Source organism: Kribbella pratensis, assembly GCF_004365355.1.
Classification (GTDB): domain Bacteria; phylum Actinomycetota; class Actinomycetes; order Propionibacteriales; family Kribbellaceae; genus Kribbella.
In genome coordinates, this window is record NZ_SODP01000003.1 from 858,156 (window position 1) to 873,804 (window position 15,649).

Here is a 15,649-nt window from a genome sequence, read left to right on the forward strand (position 1 = left end):
AGGCATGGGACGCATAGTGCATGTCGAGATCGTTGCCGAGGACCACAATCGGGCCGCGGAGTTCTACAGCAAGGTGTTCGGCTGGCAGGTGACACCGGCGCCGATGCCGGACGGCTACCTGCTCGCGGAGACCGGGCCCGGGGAGGGAATCGACGGCGCGATCATGAGCCGCCGGTACCAATCGCAGCCGACGATCGCGTGGATCGAGGTCGACGATCTCGAGGCGACACTCGAGGCCGCCCGCGGCGCTGGCGGCGCGCCCGCGGGTGAGATCCAGGAGCTACCCGGCATCGGCCGCCTCAGCTACCTCCGGGACAGCGAAGGAGTGCTGATCGGCCTCCGCCAAAGCTCTTCCGCCACCCCCAGGTAGAGACGGCGGTGCTTTCGTTCGATCGGGTGTGCGAGGCCATCGGTCCGTGCTAAATTCATCCGAAAGCGCGAGGGCTGGTCTCCAGTCCGGGGCGCAGCGGCGTACGACGCCGAAAGGGCAAGGCCCACCACTCCAGCTCAACCCTGGGAGGGTCGCTATGCCCACACTCGAAACGTACAAGAAGCAAGCCAAGCAACTCCAGCGCTGGCAGCGCGACGGCAACCACTCGGTCGGTGGCCGGATCCGCCAGCTGCCGCGATACCGCGATGTGACGGATCCCGAACTGCTCGCGCTGAACTTCAAGCTTGCGGAGGCGCAGGAGATCATTGCGCTAGAGGCGGGCTACGAGAGTTGGGCCGCGCTGAGGGCGGCCGTCGAGGATGCCTCGCCGCGACCACCAGAGGCTCCGAAGCCCGCCCTGCTCGACGCCGCGCGGCCGGTCCTGTTCGTTCGCGATGTCCGGGCGGCCGCCGAGTTCTATCGCGATCGCCTCGGATTCGGTGTCGACTTTCTGCACGGGCACCCGCCGTTCTACGGCTCGGTGTCGCGCGACGACGCGACCTTGCACTTGCGGCTCGTGCATGAGCCGGTGCTCGTTGCAGACGCCGCGCGCGAGGAAGGGCTCATCATGGCCTTCATAGAAACTCGAAACGTCAAGGAGTTGTACGCCGAGTATCTCGCGGCAGGCGTGGAGCCGGCCCAGAAGCTCACCAAACAAGCCTGGGGCGGCACGGACTTCATCGTGCGCGACCTGGACGGCAACACAGTCGCCTTCGTCGGCTGAGCTTTCCTCTTCGTTGAATTCGGTCGGTCAGCGGCGTACCTGGTAGCGCAGGTGAAGCACTCGGTTGCCTTGGATCAGCTCGGCCGGATCGTCCAACAGGTGTTGCGCGGCGACCGAGCCGAAGTAGCGCTTGCCGGAACCGAACACCACGGGGACGACGTCCATGCGCACCTCGTCGACCAGGCCCGCGGCAAGGGCCTGGGCGCCGACGTCGCCGGCGGCGACCTCGACGACGCGGTCACCGGCAAGCTCCTGCGCCTTGGCCACGGCAGCCTCGACGCCCTCGACGAAGTGGAACGGAGCCCGGGGGTCCCAGCCCTCGGGCTCCGGCCGGTGCGTCACGACGACCACGTGGTCGATCCCGCTCGGAGGTTTCCCGTCCCAGCCGTCGGTCAGGTCGAAGACGCGGCGGCCGACGACGGTCACCCCGATCTGGTCCCAGTACGGCCGGGTGTAGTCGTACGACGTCTGTGACACCTTCAGCACGCCGCTGTCGTCCAACGGGACGTCACCGCTGGTCAGCCAGTCGAACAGCGGTCCGGGCTGGTCGTTCTCGTCCGCGACGAAGCCGTCCACCGACACCGAGCTGTACATGACCACCTTGCCCACTGGGCCCTCCTCTGCTTTTGGGTGGCCTCAAATTAGCGTGTCGTGAGCTGTCGGTCTTGTAAGAAATCAATCGGCCGGCAGCGACCAACCGTCCAGCACGCTGCCGGGATGTTCGCGCAGGAACCGCTGCCGGACTTCGATGTACCGGGTCGGCGTGAGCCCGGTGAACTCCCGGAACTCATGGCCGAAGTGGGCCTGGTCGAAGTAGCCTGCGCGAGCGGTGACGTCGCCCCAGTCGATCGGTTCGGCGGGGTCGATCGCAAGCATGGTCGAGGCAAAGCGTTGGGAGCGGGCCAGCCGTTTCGGCGTGACGCCGATGAGCGCCTTGAACTGCTGTGCCAGATGAGTGTTGCTGACACCGGCTGCCGCGCTCAGATCGCCGACCGGCACCGCACCGCTGGTAGCCGTGATGACGCTGCTCGTGCGGCGGACCAGCCCCAGGCCGGCGGTCTCGCGCAGCCGTCGCATCAGCTCCTCTTCGAACAGCGTCAGCATCTCGTGCGGTCCGTCCGCCGTGGCCAGCCGGTCTCGCAGCCCAGCAACGGCGGCCCGGCCCCACACCTGCTCTACCGTCACCGGCCGGTCACACAGCTCGGCCGCGGGCATCGGCAGGAACGGCGCCAGCCCCCACGGCTTGGCGTGCACGCCGACGGACCGGGTCCGCAGTGGGTAGCCGAACTCCCACGCGCGGGTGGGCACGGTGACCACGCAGCCGTCGGCGTACTCGGCCGTCTCGATGCCGGCGCCGGCGCGAATGCGGAACGGCGCCCCGAGGTTGACGATGAGCAGCGCCGCCGGCGCCGGCGGCAGCATCAACCGGGCGTACGGCGGCGCACCCTCCAGGTAGTAGAGGTCGTCGATCAGCCCGTCCAGCGGCGGCCGCGGCACTCTGGACACATACTCCACGCCCACAGCATCGCCGACCTCCCGCCCGCATCGCACGCCGGGACGCTGGTTTTGCTGAAGATCGTGTCAGCGTTCTTCCGCGAGGCCGAGGTAGAGGATCTTCGGGTCGGAGGGGTTGAAGGCCAGGGACGGGATGCCGTCGTGGCGGTTGTGGTGTTTGGTGAGTTCGCCGGTGGACGGACGGAAGCGGTAGAGGTCGGCGCCGAAGTTGGCGAAGGACGTGCCGTAGCTGAAGTAGATGAGGTCCGGGTCAACCGGCGACGCCCACATCTTGTTGCCGTTGATCAGATCGGCCCGGCTCTGGTCCAGGACCTCGCGGAACTTCAGTCCGCCATCGGTCGATTCCCAGATGAACCGCGTCGCTCGGTCCCCGTCATATCCCTCCATCCAGACCTTCGACGGATCCGCCGGCGAGATCGTCAGACTGAACGCATTCACCTGCTCCAGCGCGCGCGGCCGGCTCCAGCTGCGCCCGCCGGCGTACGTGACATAGACGCCGTCGGACATCACGCCGATGACGATGTGGTCCGGGTTCCGCGGGTCCACGACAGCGTCGTACACGAAGAGATCGCGAGCAGGCAGTACGCCGGTGCGCTGCCACGTCACGCCGTCGTCCGACGAGTCGTACAGCTGGCCGTCGCCGGCAACGACGCGCAGCCGACCGGCCCGTGCGTCCAGCGCAGCCAGACCGCCTCCGTCGACCGGTCCGAGCACGGTGCTGACCTTCGACCCGTGCACGCGATGGATCGGCTGGTCGTTGACGCTGTAGATGTACGCCGAGTCGCCCGGCCCGGGCTGTACGTCGTACGTGCTGAGGTCGTCGGGGGCCTTGTCGAGCAGCTGCCAGCTGCAGCCGGCGTCGCTGGAGCGCTGGATGGACTTCTGGCCGATGGTGATCAGCGTGTTCGGCTCTTCGAGGGTGGCGACCTTCGCGTACGTGACGGCGCGCAGCTTGCCGGTGGTCGGCGCGAGGGTCTCGCCGTCGGACTGGGTGATCGTCACGGAGCCGTCGCCGTACACGGTGTCGCAGTGCGGAGCGTTCCAGAACCAGCCGGGGTCCGCCTGGGACGGGACGAGTGCAAGCAGGACGGTGAGAGCACTACCTAGGGCGGTCATGCCTTAGATTGAAGGCGTTTCCAGGCATGCCGGACCAGCGCTTGTCCTGGCGGACAAGCGTCATGACGGGAACAAGTCAGCCGGCGGCGGTGTCGATGTGCCGGGCCAGCACCAGGTCGTCGTCGGTGATGCCACCCGCGTCGTGGGTGGTGACCCGGAACGTGATCGTCGTGTAGCGGATGTCGATGTCCGGGTGGTGGTTCATCGACTCGGCCAACTGCGCGACGGTCGCCACCAGCCGGATGCCGTCGAGAAAGGCAGGCGCCTTGACCTCGCGGACCAGTTCCTTGTCCACGACCTTCCACTGCGGCAGGTGGTCGCGGATCGCCAGATCGATCTGGTCGTCGGTCAGGAGCTCAGCCATGCGCTCACTCTAGCCCTGCCCGACCGCACTGGAACTGCTGGACTCCAGGGCTCGGTCGCGGCGGCACCGCGGCGCAGCCAGGAAGCCGAGCAGCGCCAGTACGCCGCCGGCGGTGACGATCGAGCCGAAGACCCACGGGCGCGGGTTGTCGGAGTTGAACGCCAGCAGCGTCCCGCTGATGGCCAGTCCGGTCGCGATGCTCATCGTCGCGGCCATCTGGCCGGCACTGCTGTTGCGGCCTGAATTGCTGTGGTCGGACAGGTCCAGCGTGAGGACGGACAGGCTGGACGAGCTGAGGCCCATGCCGATGCCCGCGAGTCCCCAGCCGATCAGACCGATCCAGGTCGTCCCGTCCGTCCAGGCCAGCAACGAGGTGACGAGCAGTCCGATCGCCATGAAGGCCAGTCCGGTCCGCAGTACGGTGACTCGCTCGATCCCATGCTCACGACCCTGCAGCCACGAACCGAATGCCCAGCACACTCCGGTGATCGACAACGTCACGCCGGCCTTGGATGGGCTGAAGTGGTGCTGCAGCGTCAGCAACAGCGGAAGATACGCGCCGGAGACGGCGAAGGCGGCCCCTCCCAGTGCGCGTACTGCGACCACGGCAGGGAACCCGCGCCGCGCGACGAACGTGCCCGCGGGCATCACGCGGACGGCGGCTCGTGCGAGAACGGCGAGCGCTACGACGACCGTCGTACCGCAAATGATCGGATGGGCTTGCAGGTGGTCACCGGCCAGCGTCATGGAGAAGAGCGCAACGGACGCGGCGAGCGCCCAGGGGAGAGCGGCCCGCCACGCTTCGAGCTCGGCGACGTCCTCGGCGCTGCGTTCGGGTGCCTCTGCGGTCGCCGACTGGCGCATGGCCGGGCCGAGCAGCAACCAGCTCGGAACGAGCAGGACGATCGCGCCGAGGAAGACCCACCGCCAACCGAACTGCTCCGTGACCACGCCGGTCAGCACAGGTCCGAGCACGGACGGCAGGATCCACATCGCGGCGAACAACGAGAACATGCGCGGCCGCAGTACGGCGGGAAGCGCGCGGGCCACGAGCACGACCAGCGACACGTCGAGCAGCCCCTCGGCCAGGCCGCTGAGCAGCCGGCCGGCGATGACCATCGGCATCGCGGTCGCGGTCCCGACCAGGATCTGGGCGAGCGCGAACGAGATCGCGCCGGCGCGCAGGGTCGGGATCGGTCCGCGACGGTCGGACCAGAGACCTGCGATCGCGAGCGAGATCAGGTAGCTCGCGTTCGGCGCCGCGTTCGCGAGACCGAAGCTGCCGAGCGCATCGAACTCGCGAACCATCGTCGGCAGCGCCGTGCCGACGGCGCGGTTCTCGAACGCGCCGAGCGTGACCAGTCCGATCACGCCGAGCACCAACGGCAGGTGCTGTCCGGTGAACAGCCTGGGGCGGGACGCAGTGGTGGAGGGCATGAAGGATATGGTCGAAGTTCAAGTTTGGTTTAAGTCAAGTGGCGAGGCAGGCGGAAGATCAGCACCAGCACGCGGAGCACGAGGACCGCACAGATCACCAGCAGGTTGTAGCCGATGAGTTGGTAGAGCGTCATCGACGCCGTGACCTGCGGCCCGCCCGGCGTACCGAGCAGCAGCACCGCCATCAGACCGGCAGTCGCGCCGAGGATCGCCAGCAGGGCCTGGTGGAGCAGGCCGGTGATGTGCCGGCGGTCGCGGTCGTCGGCGAGGAGCCGGACATTCACGCCCAGCCGTCCGCTCTCCGCGGCGGCCGCGATCCGGTCGATCCGTCGCGGCAGCCGTCGCAACATCGGCAACAACGTCGCCAGCTCCTCGGTCGCCGTACGCCGCAATGCGTCCGGCGCAAGCCGGTCCGTGACGTGGGCCGCGGCGAACTGGCGCGACGCGGCAACCAGATCGAACCCGGGCGAGATGCGCGAGATCGTCCCCTCGATCGTCGCCAGCGCCCGGAACACGGCGGCGACCTCAGGCGGTACGCCGAGATCGTGCGACGTGATGATCCTGAACAGGTCGTTGAACATGGCCGGCCCGAGCGTGACCCCGGCCGCGAGGTGCCGAGTCATGAACTGGCCGACGGCACGCTCGAGTGCGCGCTCGTCGATGACGTCGGGCCGGTAGACGATCTCCAGCAGCGCATCGGTCGCGGAGACCGGGTCGCCGTGGTCGATCGCCAGCAGGAAGCGCTGCAAGGCATCGCGCGTGGCAGGGTCGAGACGGCCGACCGAGCCGAGATCGAGCATGCCGATCCGGCCGTCGGTGAGCAGCAGGAAGTTGCCGGGGTGCGGGTCGGCGTGGAAGACACCGTCGATCGCCACCTGCCCGAGCAGGCAGTCGAAGAGCGCGCGGCCGAGACGGACCGGATCGAGACCACGATCCGCGATCGCCTGCCGGGCGTTGCCGAGACCGATACCGTCCAGCCGCTCCATCGTGAGGACGCGCCGGGTCGACCGGTCGGGGTACAACTGCGGTACGACGAGGTCGTTGCTAGATGCAACGGAACGACCGGCCGCGACCGTCGTCATGTTGCCGGCCTCGACGGTGAAGTCGAGCTCCTCGCGCATCGCATCGGCGAACCCGTCGGCGAGAGCGCGGACGCCCATCGAACGGCCCCAGTCGGTGTTCCGCTCGAGCAGGCGGGCCAGGCGGCGGACGATGTCGAGATCCCGGTCGACGATGCCGGCGATGCCGGGGCGCTGGACCTTCACCACCACGCGCGGGCCGTCAGGTAGGCGTGCGGTGTAGACCTGCGCGACCGACGCGGCGGCCAGCGGTTCGCTGTCGAAGTCGGCGTACAACTGGCGCGGTGGGGCGCCGAGCTCCTCGGTGAGGACCTGCTCGATCTCCGGCCAGGGAGCAGGGGAGACCTGGTCCTGAAGCCGGCTGAGCTCGGTGGCGACCGCGCTGGGAATGATGTCGCTGCGGGTGGACAGCACCTGGCCGAGCTTCACGAACGTGACGCCGGCCTCGTCGAGCGCCAGCCGCAGCGAACGGGCCAGATCGGCCTGCCCGGCGGCGTTCCCGGCCGGGGCGCCGGCGGCCACGGAGGTACGGCGCGAGGCCGTGCTTGATCGCGATCCGCAGGATCTGCAGGTAGCGCCGGGTGCGGGCGATCCGGCCGCTCGGGTCCCGGCGCAGATCGCGGGCGCGAGGCAACGACCCGGTCGGCACCAGCGCTTCTGCCAGGACCAGGAACACCAGCCCGGCCAGCATCGAGAACAGCGTCGTCAACACCAGGAACGCGATCGCCACCCCGTTCGAGCCGGTGTACGGCGGTTTGCCGACCAGCGCGTTGGCGATCGGGCTGAACAGGCTCAACGTGATGGCGGCGGCCAGCACCATCCGCACCACCCCGAACCGCACCCCCAGCAACCGCTGTGCGACCGGCACGAAGATCACCAGGAACACACCCAGGCTGAACAACCCCGCAACCACAACGTCCATGCCGGGAACGATAGGGGCTGGACCAGGGCGCCCGGCTCCCCCGCACGAGTGACCCACCCCCGACCCACGGCGGACGTCTCAGGGGTCAACCCCTGACGTTGCCGGTTATCCCGGGTGTAGGACGCCGGCTAACCGGCAAGGTCAGGGGTTGACCCCTGAAACGTCCAGCGCGAACGGGCGAGCCCCTGGCTCCGGGGGAGGGGCCAGGGGCTCGGGTGCTGCGGATGTTGCCCGTACTGCGGGTCAGGCCGGGCGGCGGCGGATCTTGTTGCCGAGCCAGACGATCGGGTCGTACTTGCGGTCGGCGACGCGCTCCTTCATCGGGATCAGCGCGTTGTCGGTGATCTTGATGTGCTCGGGGCACACCTCGGTGCAGCACTTGGTGATGTTGCAGAAGCCGAGGCCGTGCTGGTCCTGGGCCGCGTGCTGCCGGTCGGCCGCGTCAAGCGGGTGCATGTCCAGCTCGGCGACCCTCATCAGGAACCGGGGACCGGAGAACGACTCCTTGTTCTCCTCGTGGTCCCGGATCACGTGGCAGGTGTCCTGGCACAGGAAGCACTCGATGCACTTGCGGAACTCCTGCGAGCGCTCCACGTCGACCTGCTGCATCCGGTACTCGCCCGGCTTCAGGTCCGCCGGCGGCTTGAAGGCCGGGACTTCCCGGGCCTTCTGGTAGTTGAACGAGACGTCGGTGACCAGGTCCCGGATCACCGGGAACGTGCGCATCGGCGTGACCGTGACGACCTCGTCCTCGGCGAACGTGTTCATCCGGCACATGCACATCAGCTTCGGCATGCCGTTGATCTCGGCGCTGCAGGAGCCGCACTTGCCGGCCTTGCAGTTCCACCGGACCGCCATGTCCGGCGTCTGGGTCGCCTGCAGCCGGTGGATGACGTCGAGGACGACCTCGCCCTCGTTCACCTCGACCTCGTAGTCCTTGAGCTCGCCGCCCTCGGAGTCCCCGCGCCAGACGCGGAATTTGCCCTGGTAACTCATGCGGTCGGCAGCTCCTCATCCGTCAGGTACTTCTTCAGTTCGTCGATCTCGAACAGCTCGAGCAGGTCCTCGCGCATCGGGATCTGCTGCTTCTCGGTCACGTTCACATGGCCCTCGGCGTCGAGCTTGCAGACCAGCAGCTTCTTGCGCCACTCCGGCGACATCTCCGGGAAGTCGTCGCGGGTGTGACCGCCGCGCGACTCCTGCCGCAGCAGCGCCGCACCGGCCACGCACTCGGACACGGTCAGCATGTTCCGCAGGTCGAGCGCCAGGTGCCAGCCCGGGTTGAACTGCCGGTGACCCTCCACCGTCATCTTCGCGATCCGGCCGCGGAACTCGGCCAGCCGGCCGAGCGCGCGCTCCATCTCTTCTTCCTTGCGGATGATGCCGACCAGGTCGTTCATCGACTGCTGCAGGTCCTGGTGGATCGAGTACGGGTTCTCGCCGCCCTCGAGCTCGAACGGCGCCAGCGCCTCGGTCGCGGCCGCGTCCACGTCGGCCTCGTCGACCTTCGGCCGCTCCTGCAGCTGGTCGACGTACGTCGCGGCGCCCATGCCGGCCCGGCGTCCGAACACGAGCAGGTCGGACAGCGAGTTGCCGCCGAGCCGGTTCGAGCCGTGCATGCCGCCGGCCACCTCACCGGCCGCGAACAGACCGGGAACCGTCGACGACGCGGTGTCCGGGTCGACCTCGACGCCGCCCATCACGTAGTGGCAGGTCGGACCGACCTCCATCGGCTCCTTGGTGATGTCGACGTCGGCCAGCTCCTTGAACTGGTGGTGCATCGACGGCAGCCGCCGGGTGATCTCCTCGGCCGGCAGCCGGGACGACACGTCCAGGAACACGCCGCCGTGCGGCGTACCCCGACCGGCCTTGACCTCGGAGTTGATCGCGCGCGCGACCTCGTCCCGCGGCAGCAGCTCCGGTGGGCGCCGGTTGTTGTCGGCGTCCTTGTACCAGCGGTCGGCCTCTTCCTCGTTGTCCGCGTACTGCGCCCGGAACACGTCCGGCACGTAGTCGAACATGAACCGCTTGCCCTCGGAGTTCTTCAGTACGCCGCCGTCGCCGCGGACCGACTCCGTGACCAGGATCCCCTTCACCGACGGCGGCCAGACCATGCCGGTCGGGTGGAACTGGATGAACTCCATGTTGATCAGCGTCGCGCCGGCCCGCATCGCCAGCGCGTGCCCGTCACCGGTGTACTCCCAGGAGTTCGAGGTGACCTTGAAGGACTTGCCGACACCGCCGGTCGCCAGGACGACGGCCGGCGCGTCGAACAGGATGAACCGGCCGGACTCACGCCAGTACCCGAAGGCACCGGAGATCGCATCGCCGTCCTTCATCAGCTCGGTGATCGTGCACTCGGCGTACACCTTGAGGTTGGCCTCGTAGTCGCCGGTGGCCTCGAAGTCCTCCTGCTGCAGCGAGACGATCTTCTGCTGCAGGGTGCGGATCAGTTCCAGGCCGGTGCGGTCGCCGACGTGCGCGAGTCGCGGGTAGGTGTGGCCGCCGAAGTTGCGCTGGCTGATCCGGCCGTCCGGCGTGCGGTCGAACAGCGCGCCGTAGGTCTCCAGCTCCCAGACCCGGTCGGGAGCCTCCTGCGCGTGCAGCTCGGCCATCCGCCAGTTGTTCAGGAACTTCCCGCCGCGCATCGTGTCGCGGTAGTGGACCTGCCAGTTGTCGTTGGAGTTCGCGTTGCCCATCGCGGCCGCGCAACCGCCCTCGGCCATCACCGTGTGCGCCTTGCCGAACAGCGACTTGCAGATGATCGCGGTCTTCTTGCCCTGTTCACGGGCCTCGATCGCCGCGCGCAGGCCGGCGCCGCCGGCCCCGATCACGACGACGTCGTAGGAGTGTCGTTCCAGCTCAGTCATATCCAGAAATCCCGGTCAGTTGATGATGCGCAGGTCGGAGAACCATCCGGCCGCGAGGGCCATGATGTAGAAGTCGGTCAGGATCACGGTGAACAGCGACGTCATCGCGAACGTGCCGTGCTTCGGGTTCAGCTTGGACACGAAGGTCCAGTACCGGTACCGCATCGGGTGCTTGGAGAAGTTCTTCAGGCGTCCGCCGACGATGTGCCGGCAGGCGTGGCAGGACAGCGTGTACAGCCACAGGCAGACCAGGTTGACCCAGATGATCACGGTGCCGAGGCCGATACCGAAACCGCCGTCCTTGCCGTGGAAGGCCTGGACGCCGTCGTAGACGTTGAGCAGGCCGAAGACCAGCGCGCCGTAGAAGAAGTAGCGGTGCAGGTTCAGCGCGACCAGCGGGAACTTGGTCTCACCGGTGTAGGTCTTGTGCGGCTCGGGCACCGCGCACGCGGCCGGCGCGAAGAACAGCGACCGGTAGCCCGCCTTGCGGTAGTAGTAGCAGGTGCCGCGGAAGCCGGCCAGGATCACGAACGTGATCAGGCTGAACGGCAGGAACCGCGGGAAGGCGCCGAACCAGGTGCCGAGATGGCTGGAGCCTTCGACACAGCTGCTGGTGAGACAGGGCGAGTACAGCGGTGTCAGGTAGTGGAACTCACCGACCCAGTACCACTTGTTCATGAAGATCCGGATCGTCGCGTAGACGATGAAGAACACCAGGATCACGCCGATGCGCAACGGCGCGAGCCACCATCGATCCGATCTCGCGGTCTTGAGGCCGATCTGTGCGCGGCCAGGGCTGTCTACTCCGGTAGCCATCAGGGAGCGTGCCTGTCGGGCGCGCCGAAGCCTTCATGCTCCGCGTCTGTCCACATGGACGCGTCATACTCCACGTCGGGAATCTCCTCGAGTTCCTCCGGAACGGGTCCGGGCCTGTGCCTGGGGTCGGGCGGGCCGAGCTCTGCGAGATCGTCGTTCAGCCGGGCCACGTCGGACACCAGGCGGCGAATGCCGAGGGTGTCACCGTACTCCTGGCTCAATTTGCCGACGGCACCGTGTAGCCCCTCGAGCGCGCGAGCGACTGCGGCGGTAGCATCACGGCCGCTGTTGCCTTCACTCATGCCGACTCCAGTGATGGTTATGTAGCTGTCAGTATGGGCACACTTTGCCCCCGCGAAGCGCCCAACGGAAGACCCATCGGTACGGCGTGTTTCCGGTTAGGGTCACCTCAGTTGCGACCGTGCCGACGGGTGGAGTAATGGAGCGAATCCGGCCTTCAGCACAAGAAGATTCGCCGGGGGAGTAAGCGTCTCGACCTGCGCCAGTCCAGCTGGTCGCCGCGGCTGTTCGTACCCCTCCCAGGTCCACGGCAGCACGTGCTGCTCGAGCACCAGCGCCGGGCGGCCGTCGAACCGGACCATTGCCCCGTCCGGCAGCTCGGCGAGGTCTTGGACGGTGGTTCGCTGCCGCCGGGTCCGCGATTCGACCCGTTCGCTGTGCAGTACTGCGTCCAGCTCCGCAGCCCGTGGACGCTCGGGCAGGTCGCGTCCGCGCGCCCACGCTCCGGCGTACAGCAGGAAATCCCTGCGTCGGCAGTAATGACATGGTCGATGCCCGGCGGCGAGAGCGACGGCTTCGTCGAAGAAGAACAGTGCGGTCCAGCGTCCCGGCGGCATCGGATCGCGCCGGATCCCCTTCCAGTCAAGGACGCAGCAGATCCACGCCTTCGAGCGCCAGCGGGTGGTGCCCAGGCGGCGATCGGGCGAGTGCAGGCTGCCGCGGTTGCCCATCAGCAGACCGCGGCCCGGGTCGGCGACGATCTCCTGGGTGGGCAGAACCCTGTTCTGCAACGGCATACGGGCATCATGTCGGACTCGGCGGACAGTTTCTGGCAGAGTCGCGACAATGCAGACAGTTGTTGGAGTCGCGGTCGTACGGGACGGTCTGGTGCTGGCGGCGTACCGGGTGGGTGGCGGCTGGGAGTTCCCGGGCGGGAAGGTCGAGCCGGGGGAGACCGACGAACAGGCGGCGGTGCGGGAGATCCGCGAGGAGCTCGACCTGGAGATCAAGGTCGGCGACTCGCTCGGGCCGGGCGTGGACATCTCGCCGGACTACCGGCTGCACGTCTATCTGGCCACGGCTGTCGCCGGAGATCCGGTCCTGCGGGAGCACTCGGAACTGCGCTGGTTCGGGCCGGCCGAGCTCGACGAGAAGGACTGGCTGGAGCCGGATCGACCGTTCGTCCGGGCGCTGCGCGACCGATTCTGAGTGGCAGAAGTCACACCGCTGTCCGCCACCGGAGCCTCACGCACCGGAACTGTATGGGTGGTTTGTATGGGTTGTACCTGGTGAGTGGTCTGATCCGGCAACGAGAATCCTTCCCTGAGGACTTCTGGGGAGGAGTGACGTATGTCGGTGTTTCCGGCAGTTCCGGTGGTGCGGAGAGAGGACATCTTCGATCCATCCGGCGCGCCCGAGGTCGTGTGCGAGGTGTACGAGCTCGGGTCGCACCGGCGGACGCCGGTGGTCGTCAGGGAGCTGACCAGCCGGCAGGTCACGATCGGCCGGATGATGTCGACCGGGGCGAAGGACGCCGCGATCGCCCGCGACCTGGGTCTGTCGCTGCGGACGGTGCGCGCCGAGATCAGCTCACTGATCGCCGGGCTCGGCGCGAAGTCCCGTTTCCAGGCGGGTTGCCTGCTCGTCCGCCGGTTCGGCTGACCGAACTGACCGAACTGTCCGAGGGCCGACGTAGGCTTTCGGCATGGTTGAGCTTGCTGAGCGCCGGCTGATGCTGGTGCACGCGCACCCGGACGACGAAACCATCAACAACGGTGCCACGATGGCGCGCTACGTGGCCGAAGGCGCCCACGTCACGCTGATCACGTGCACGCTCGGTGAGGAGGGTGAGGTCCTCGTCCCCGAGCTCGCCCACCTGGCCTCCGACCAGGACGACGCCCTCGGCGAGCACCGGATCGGTGAGCTCGCCAACGCGATGGCCGAGCTCGGAGTCACCGACCACCGCTTCCTCGGCGGCGCGGGCAAGTACCGCGACACCGGCATGATCTACAACGACGAGGGCAACGCCGACGTCCCGCACGAGACCCGCAAGGACAGCTTCTGGCAGGCCGACCTGGTCACCGCGGCGAACGATCTGGTCCCGCTGATCCGTGAGCTCCGTCCGCAGGTCCTGGTGACCTACGACCAGTGGGGCAACTACGGCCACCCCGATCACATCAAGGCACACCGCGTCGCGACGTACGCCGCCGACCTCGCCGCCGCGCGCTCGTACCGGGAGGACTTCGGCCCGGCCTGGGACATCCCGAAGATCTACTGGACCGCGATGGCCGAGTCCCGGATGCGCTCGCAGCTGCGGCTGCTCCGCGAAGCCGGCGACACCACCACGTTCGAGGGGATGGACCCCGACGGGCCGATGCCGCCGATGATCACCCCCGACCGGCTGATCGACTGCATCATCGACGGCGAGCAGTTCGTCGACCGCAAGATGAACGCGATGAAGGCGCACGCCACCCAGATCACCGTCGACGGGCCGTTCTTCGCCCTGTCGAACAACGTCGGCAACCAGATCTGGAGCTCCGAGCCGTACCGCCTGGTCAAGGGCACTCCCGCTCCGGACGCCGACGGTCTGGAGCACGACCTGTTCGCCGGCCTCTGAGCCGGTTCCCGGAGAGATACGCGCCGACCAGGATCAGCACGCACCCCGACAGTTGGAGCAAGGTCGGCCGCTCGTGCAGCACCACAGAGCTCAGCACGAGCGCGCCGACCGGCGTCAGCATCAACAGTGCGGCGCCGACGTGGCTCGGCAGGTGCGGTGAGTACGTCGCCACCAGCAGCCAGCCCACCACCGTCCCCGCGAGAGCAACTCCGATCAGCCATCCGATCACGCGGAACCCGGGCGCGAGGTCGACCCCTCGCCACAGCCAGCCGGCGATGAGCGAGACGACGCCGGCCGAGGCGATCACGACGAAGTAGTTCTGGAGCGGTCGCCCGCCCATCCCTGTCCGGCGGAGCAGGTAGAGGAACACCGAGTAGCAAGCAGCCGCCAGGACAGCGTGGATGGTGCCCCAGACGGGATCCGTGCCGGCCGCACCGCCGTCGACCAGGCCCGCGGTCAGCGCGACGCCGAGGATCATCACCGGCACCCAGGCGAGGAAGCGCCGTGGGACGGTCTCACGGTCGATTGCCCAGGCCAGCAGCGGGACGCCGATGACCTGCACGTTCACCACCACCGTCGAAAGCCCGGCGCCTACCTCCTCGATCGCCCGCGTCCACAGCAGCATGTCGCCGGCGAAGAACGCTCCGGCCAGCAGACCGAGGAGGAGTTCGTCCCGCCGCAAGGTGCGGCGACGGCGGCGCTCGAGGTAGGCGGCGACGGCGAGAAACGGGACGGAGAGCACGCAGCGGTAGAAGCTCGCGGTGCCGGGCGTCGTACCCGCGAGGTCGAGGAGGACCGAGGAGACCGAGACGAACAGGGCTCCGGCCGCGAGCCAGGCGGCCGCTCTGGGTGGCGCGTTGTCAGCTGTCATCGGCCGTCCGGTACCCAGCAGCGTGACGGGACCCACACGCTCGGTTGAGGCATCAACCTTGCCGCAGGCATAACCTGCTGAGGTGTCCTCATCCGAGCCGAGTGGGAGCGTCCCGCCTGCGGAGTTCCGTACTGCGCTCGGCCGGTTCGCGTCGGGGATCACGATCATGAGCACGCTGCAGGACGGCGTGGCGCATGCGATGACCGCGAACGCGTTCACCTCGGTGTCGCTCGATCCGCCGCTGGTGCTGGTCTGCGTGGACAAGGGTGTGCGGATGCATGCCGCCGTACTCGACTGCGGGTATTGGGCGGCGTCGGTGCTGTCCGGCGCGCAGCGGGAGATCGCGGAGCGGTTCGCGCGGTCCGGCCGGGACCTCTACAGCCAGTTCGACGGCATCGGTACGACGGCCGGCCCGAAGACGGGATGCCCGGTGGTCGACGACGCGCTGTCCTGGCTCGAGTGCCGCACCTGGGCGACGTACGACGGAGGCGACCACACGATCGTGGTGGGTGAGGTGCTGAGCCTCGGCGTCGGCGAGCCGGCCGACCCGAGCGCGCTGATCTACCACTCCGGTCACTACCGGAATCTCCCGGGAAACTGAGCGTTACCGCGGGGCATTCAGGGGCTGCCCCGGCGGTCGGAAGACCC

The 15,649-nt window shown here is 68.1% G+C and carries 19 protein-coding genes; 7 read left to right on the top strand and 12 right to left on the bottom strand.

The annotated features are described in order from the left end of the window. Positions 1-4: 4 nt before the first annotated feature. Both EV653_RS32050 and EV653_RS32055 read left to right on the top strand, forming a co-directional pair. Positions 5-370 (top strand): VOC family protein, encoded by a 366-nt coding sequence (locus EV653_RS32050; protein WP_134108416.1) that lies wholly within the window; start codon positions 5-7, stop codon positions 368-370. A 157-nt stretch (positions 371-527) separates the two neighbouring features. Beyond that, the gene (locus EV653_RS32055) at positions 528-1,154 is read left to right on the top strand and encodes a glyoxalase superfamily protein (protein ID WP_134108418.1); all 627 of its coding nucleotides are present in this window, start codon (positions 528-530) and stop codon (positions 1,152-1,154) included. 27 nt (positions 1,155-1,181) lie between these two features. Here EV653_RS32055 and EV653_RS32060 read toward each other — a convergent pair whose 3' ends face one another. From EV653_RS32060 to EV653_RS32085, 6 genes are all read right to left on the bottom strand, one after another. Next, positions 1,182-1,763, bottom strand: coding sequence for a dihydrofolate reductase family protein (locus EV653_RS32060; RefSeq protein WP_134108420.1), 582 nt, complete (start codon positions 1,761-1,763; stop codon positions 1,182-1,184). Between the two features lie 66 nt (positions 1,764-1,829). Continuing rightward, a complete protein-coding gene (locus tag EV653_RS32065) occupies positions 1,830-2,669 on the bottom strand; it encodes a helix-turn-helix domain-containing protein (RefSeq protein WP_238160569.1) in 840 nt (279 codons plus the stop codon). A 66-nt stretch (positions 2,670-2,735) separates the two neighbouring features. Beyond that, on the bottom strand, positions 2,736-3,785 hold the full coding sequence (locus EV653_RS32070) for a WD40/YVTN/BNR-like repeat-containing protein (RefSeq protein WP_134108422.1): 1,050 nt from the start codon (positions 3,783-3,785) through the stop codon (positions 2,736-2,738). 76 nt (positions 3,786-3,861) lie between these two features. Beyond that, entirely contained in the window at positions 3,862-4,149 is a 288-nt protein-coding gene (locus EV653_RS32075) for a 4a-hydroxytetrahydrobiopterin dehydratase (RefSeq protein ID WP_130440185.1), read from the bottom strand. Positions 4,150-4,158: 9 nt separating this feature from the next. Next, positions 4,159-5,586: an MFS transporter gene (locus tag EV653_RS32080; protein WP_134108423.1), complete on the bottom strand. Its 1,428-nt coding sequence runs from the start codon at positions 5,584-5,586 to the stop codon at positions 4,159-4,161. A gap of 29 nt (positions 5,587-5,615) precedes the next feature. Beyond that, positions 5,616-7,187, bottom strand: a complete 1,572-nt coding sequence (locus tag EV653_RS32085) for an ABC1 kinase family protein (RefSeq protein WP_238160570.1) — start codon at positions 7,185-7,187, stop codon at positions 5,616-5,618. A gap of 59 nt (positions 7,188-7,246) precedes the next feature. Here EV653_RS32085 and EV653_RS42360 point away from each other — a divergent pair, with 59 nt between their 5' ends. Continuing rightward, the gene (locus tag EV653_RS42360; protein WP_238160571.1) at positions 7,247-7,639 is read left to right on the top strand and encodes a hypothetical protein; all 393 of its coding nucleotides are present in this window, start codon (positions 7,247-7,249) and stop codon (positions 7,637-7,639) included. Positions 7,640-7,830: 191 nt separating this feature from the next. On the opposite strand, the gene EV653_RS32090 is transcribed toward EV653_RS42360, so the two are convergent. From EV653_RS32090 to EV653_RS32110, 5 genes are all read right to left on the bottom strand, one after another. After that, positions 7,831-8,583 carry a succinate dehydrogenase/fumarate reductase iron-sulfur subunit gene (locus EV653_RS32090; RefSeq protein WP_134108425.1) on the bottom strand — a complete coding sequence of 251 codons (753 nt, stop codon included), beginning with the start codon at positions 8,581-8,583 and terminating at the stop codon, positions 7,831-7,833. Beyond that, complete coding sequence (locus EV653_RS32095) at positions 8,580-10,457, bottom strand: fumarate reductase/succinate dehydrogenase flavoprotein subunit (protein ID WP_134108427.1); 1,878 nt, start codon at positions 10,455-10,457, stop codon at positions 8,580-8,582. The genes EV653_RS32090 and EV653_RS32095 overlap by 4 nt, the downstream gene beginning before the upstream one ends. A 15-nt stretch (positions 10,458-10,472) precedes the next feature. After that, positions 10,473-11,273, bottom strand: coding sequence for a hypothetical protein (locus EV653_RS32100; protein WP_134108430.1), 801 nt, complete (start codon positions 11,271-11,273; stop codon positions 10,473-10,475). After that, positions 11,273-11,575 carry a hypothetical protein gene (locus EV653_RS32105; RefSeq protein ID WP_134108432.1) on the bottom strand — a complete coding sequence of 101 codons (303 nt, stop codon included), beginning with the start codon at positions 11,573-11,575 and terminating at the stop codon, positions 11,273-11,275. Before EV653_RS32105 ends, EV653_RS32100 begins: the two co-directional genes overlap by 1 nt. Before the next feature lie 102 nt (positions 11,576-11,677). Further along, on the bottom strand, positions 11,678-12,310 hold the full coding sequence (locus EV653_RS32110) for a hypothetical protein (protein WP_134108434.1): 633 nt from the start codon (positions 12,308-12,310) through the stop codon (positions 11,678-11,680). 49 nt (positions 12,311-12,359) lie between these two features. Between EV653_RS32110 and EV653_RS32115 the strand changes: the two genes are divergently transcribed. The 3 genes from EV653_RS32115 to mshB all read left to right on the top strand — a co-directional run bounded on the left by EV653_RS32115 (position 12,360) and on the right by mshB (position 14,130). Then, positions 12,360-12,722 (top strand): (deoxy)nucleoside triphosphate pyrophosphohydrolase, encoded by a 363-nt coding sequence (locus tag EV653_RS32115; protein WP_134108436.1) that lies wholly within the window; start codon positions 12,360-12,362, stop codon positions 12,720-12,722. Positions 12,723-12,863: 141 nt separating this feature from the next. Beyond that, positions 12,864-13,175: a response regulator transcription factor gene (locus EV653_RS32120; RefSeq protein ID WP_134108438.1), complete on the top strand. Its 312-nt coding sequence runs from the start codon at positions 12,864-12,866 to the stop codon at positions 13,173-13,175. Between the two features lie 43 nt (positions 13,176-13,218). Further along, positions 13,219-14,130, top strand: a complete 912-nt coding sequence (mshB, locus tag EV653_RS32125; protein WP_134108440.1) for an N-acetyl-1-D-myo-inositol-2-amino-2-deoxy-alpha-D-glucopyranoside deacetylase — start codon at positions 13,219-13,221, stop codon at positions 14,128-14,130. On the opposite strand, the gene EV653_RS32130 is transcribed toward mshB, so the two are convergent. Beyond that, positions 14,069-15,001: a DMT family transporter gene (locus EV653_RS32130; RefSeq protein ID WP_134108442.1), complete on the bottom strand. Its 933-nt coding sequence runs from the start codon at positions 14,999-15,001 to the stop codon at positions 14,069-14,071. The genes mshB and EV653_RS32130 overlap by 62 nt on opposite strands. A gap of 82 nt (positions 15,002-15,083) precedes the next feature. On the opposite strand from EV653_RS32130, the gene EV653_RS32135 reads away from it, so the two are divergent. Further along, a complete protein-coding gene (locus tag EV653_RS32135) occupies positions 15,084-15,602 on the top strand; it encodes a flavin reductase family protein (RefSeq protein ID WP_238160572.1) in 519 nt (172 codons plus the stop codon). Positions 15,603-15,649 lie beyond the last annotated feature (47 nt).

Bases quoted from the DNA above. Each gene is read 5' to 3' on its own strand.
- EV653_RS32105 (WP_134108432.1), bottom strand. From the start codon at position 11,575: ATGAGTGAAGGCAACAGCGGCCGTGATGCTACCGCCGCAGTCGCTCGC.
- EV653_RS32055 (WP_134108418.1), top strand. From the start codon at position 528: ATGCCCACACTCGAAACGTACAAGAAGCAAGCCAAGCAACTCCAGCGC.
- EV653_RS32110 (WP_134108434.1), bottom strand. From the start codon at position 12,310: ATGCCGTTGCAGAACAGGGTTCTGCCCACCCAGGAGATCGTCGCCGAC.
- EV653_RS32095 (WP_134108427.1), bottom strand. From the start codon at position 10,457: ATGACTGAGCTGGAACGACACTCCTACGACGTCGTCGTGATCGGGGCC.
- EV653_RS32100 (WP_134108430.1), bottom strand. From the start codon at position 11,273: ATGGCTACCGGAGTAGACAGCCCTGGCCGCGCACAGATCGGCCTCAAG.
- EV653_RS32090 (WP_134108425.1), bottom strand. From the start codon at position 8,583: ATGAGTTACCAGGGCAAATTCCGCGTCTGGCGCGGGGACTCCGAGGGC.
- EV653_RS32120 (WP_134108438.1), top strand. From the start codon at position 12,864: ATGTCGGTGTTTCCGGCAGTTCCGGTGGTGCGGAGAGAGGACATCTTC.
- EV653_RS32130 (WP_134108442.1), bottom strand. From the start codon at position 15,001: ATGACAGCTGACAACGCGCCACCCAGAGCGGCCGCCTGGCTCGCGGCC.
- EV653_RS32115 (WP_134108436.1), top strand. From the start codon at position 12,360: ATGCAGACAGTTGTTGGAGTCGCGGTCGTACGGGACGGTCTGGTGCTG.
- mshB (WP_134108440.1), top strand. From the start codon at position 13,219: ATGGTTGAGCTTGCTGAGCGCCGGCTGATGCTGGTGCACGCGCACCCG.
- EV653_RS32075 (WP_130440185.1), bottom strand. From the start codon at position 4,149: ATGGCTGAGCTCCTGACCGACGACCAGATCGATCTGGCGATCCGCGAC.
- EV653_RS32080 (WP_134108423.1), bottom strand. From the start codon at position 5,586: ATGCCCTCCACCACTGCGTCCCGCCCCAGGCTGTTCACCGGACAGCAC.
- EV653_RS32070 (WP_134108422.1), bottom strand. From the start codon at position 3,785: ATGACCGCCCTAGGTAGTGCTCTCACCGTCCTGCTTGCACTCGTCCCG.
- EV653_RS32050 (WP_134108416.1), top strand. From the start codon at position 5: ATGGGACGCATAGTGCATGTCGAGATCGTTGCCGAGGACCACAATCGG.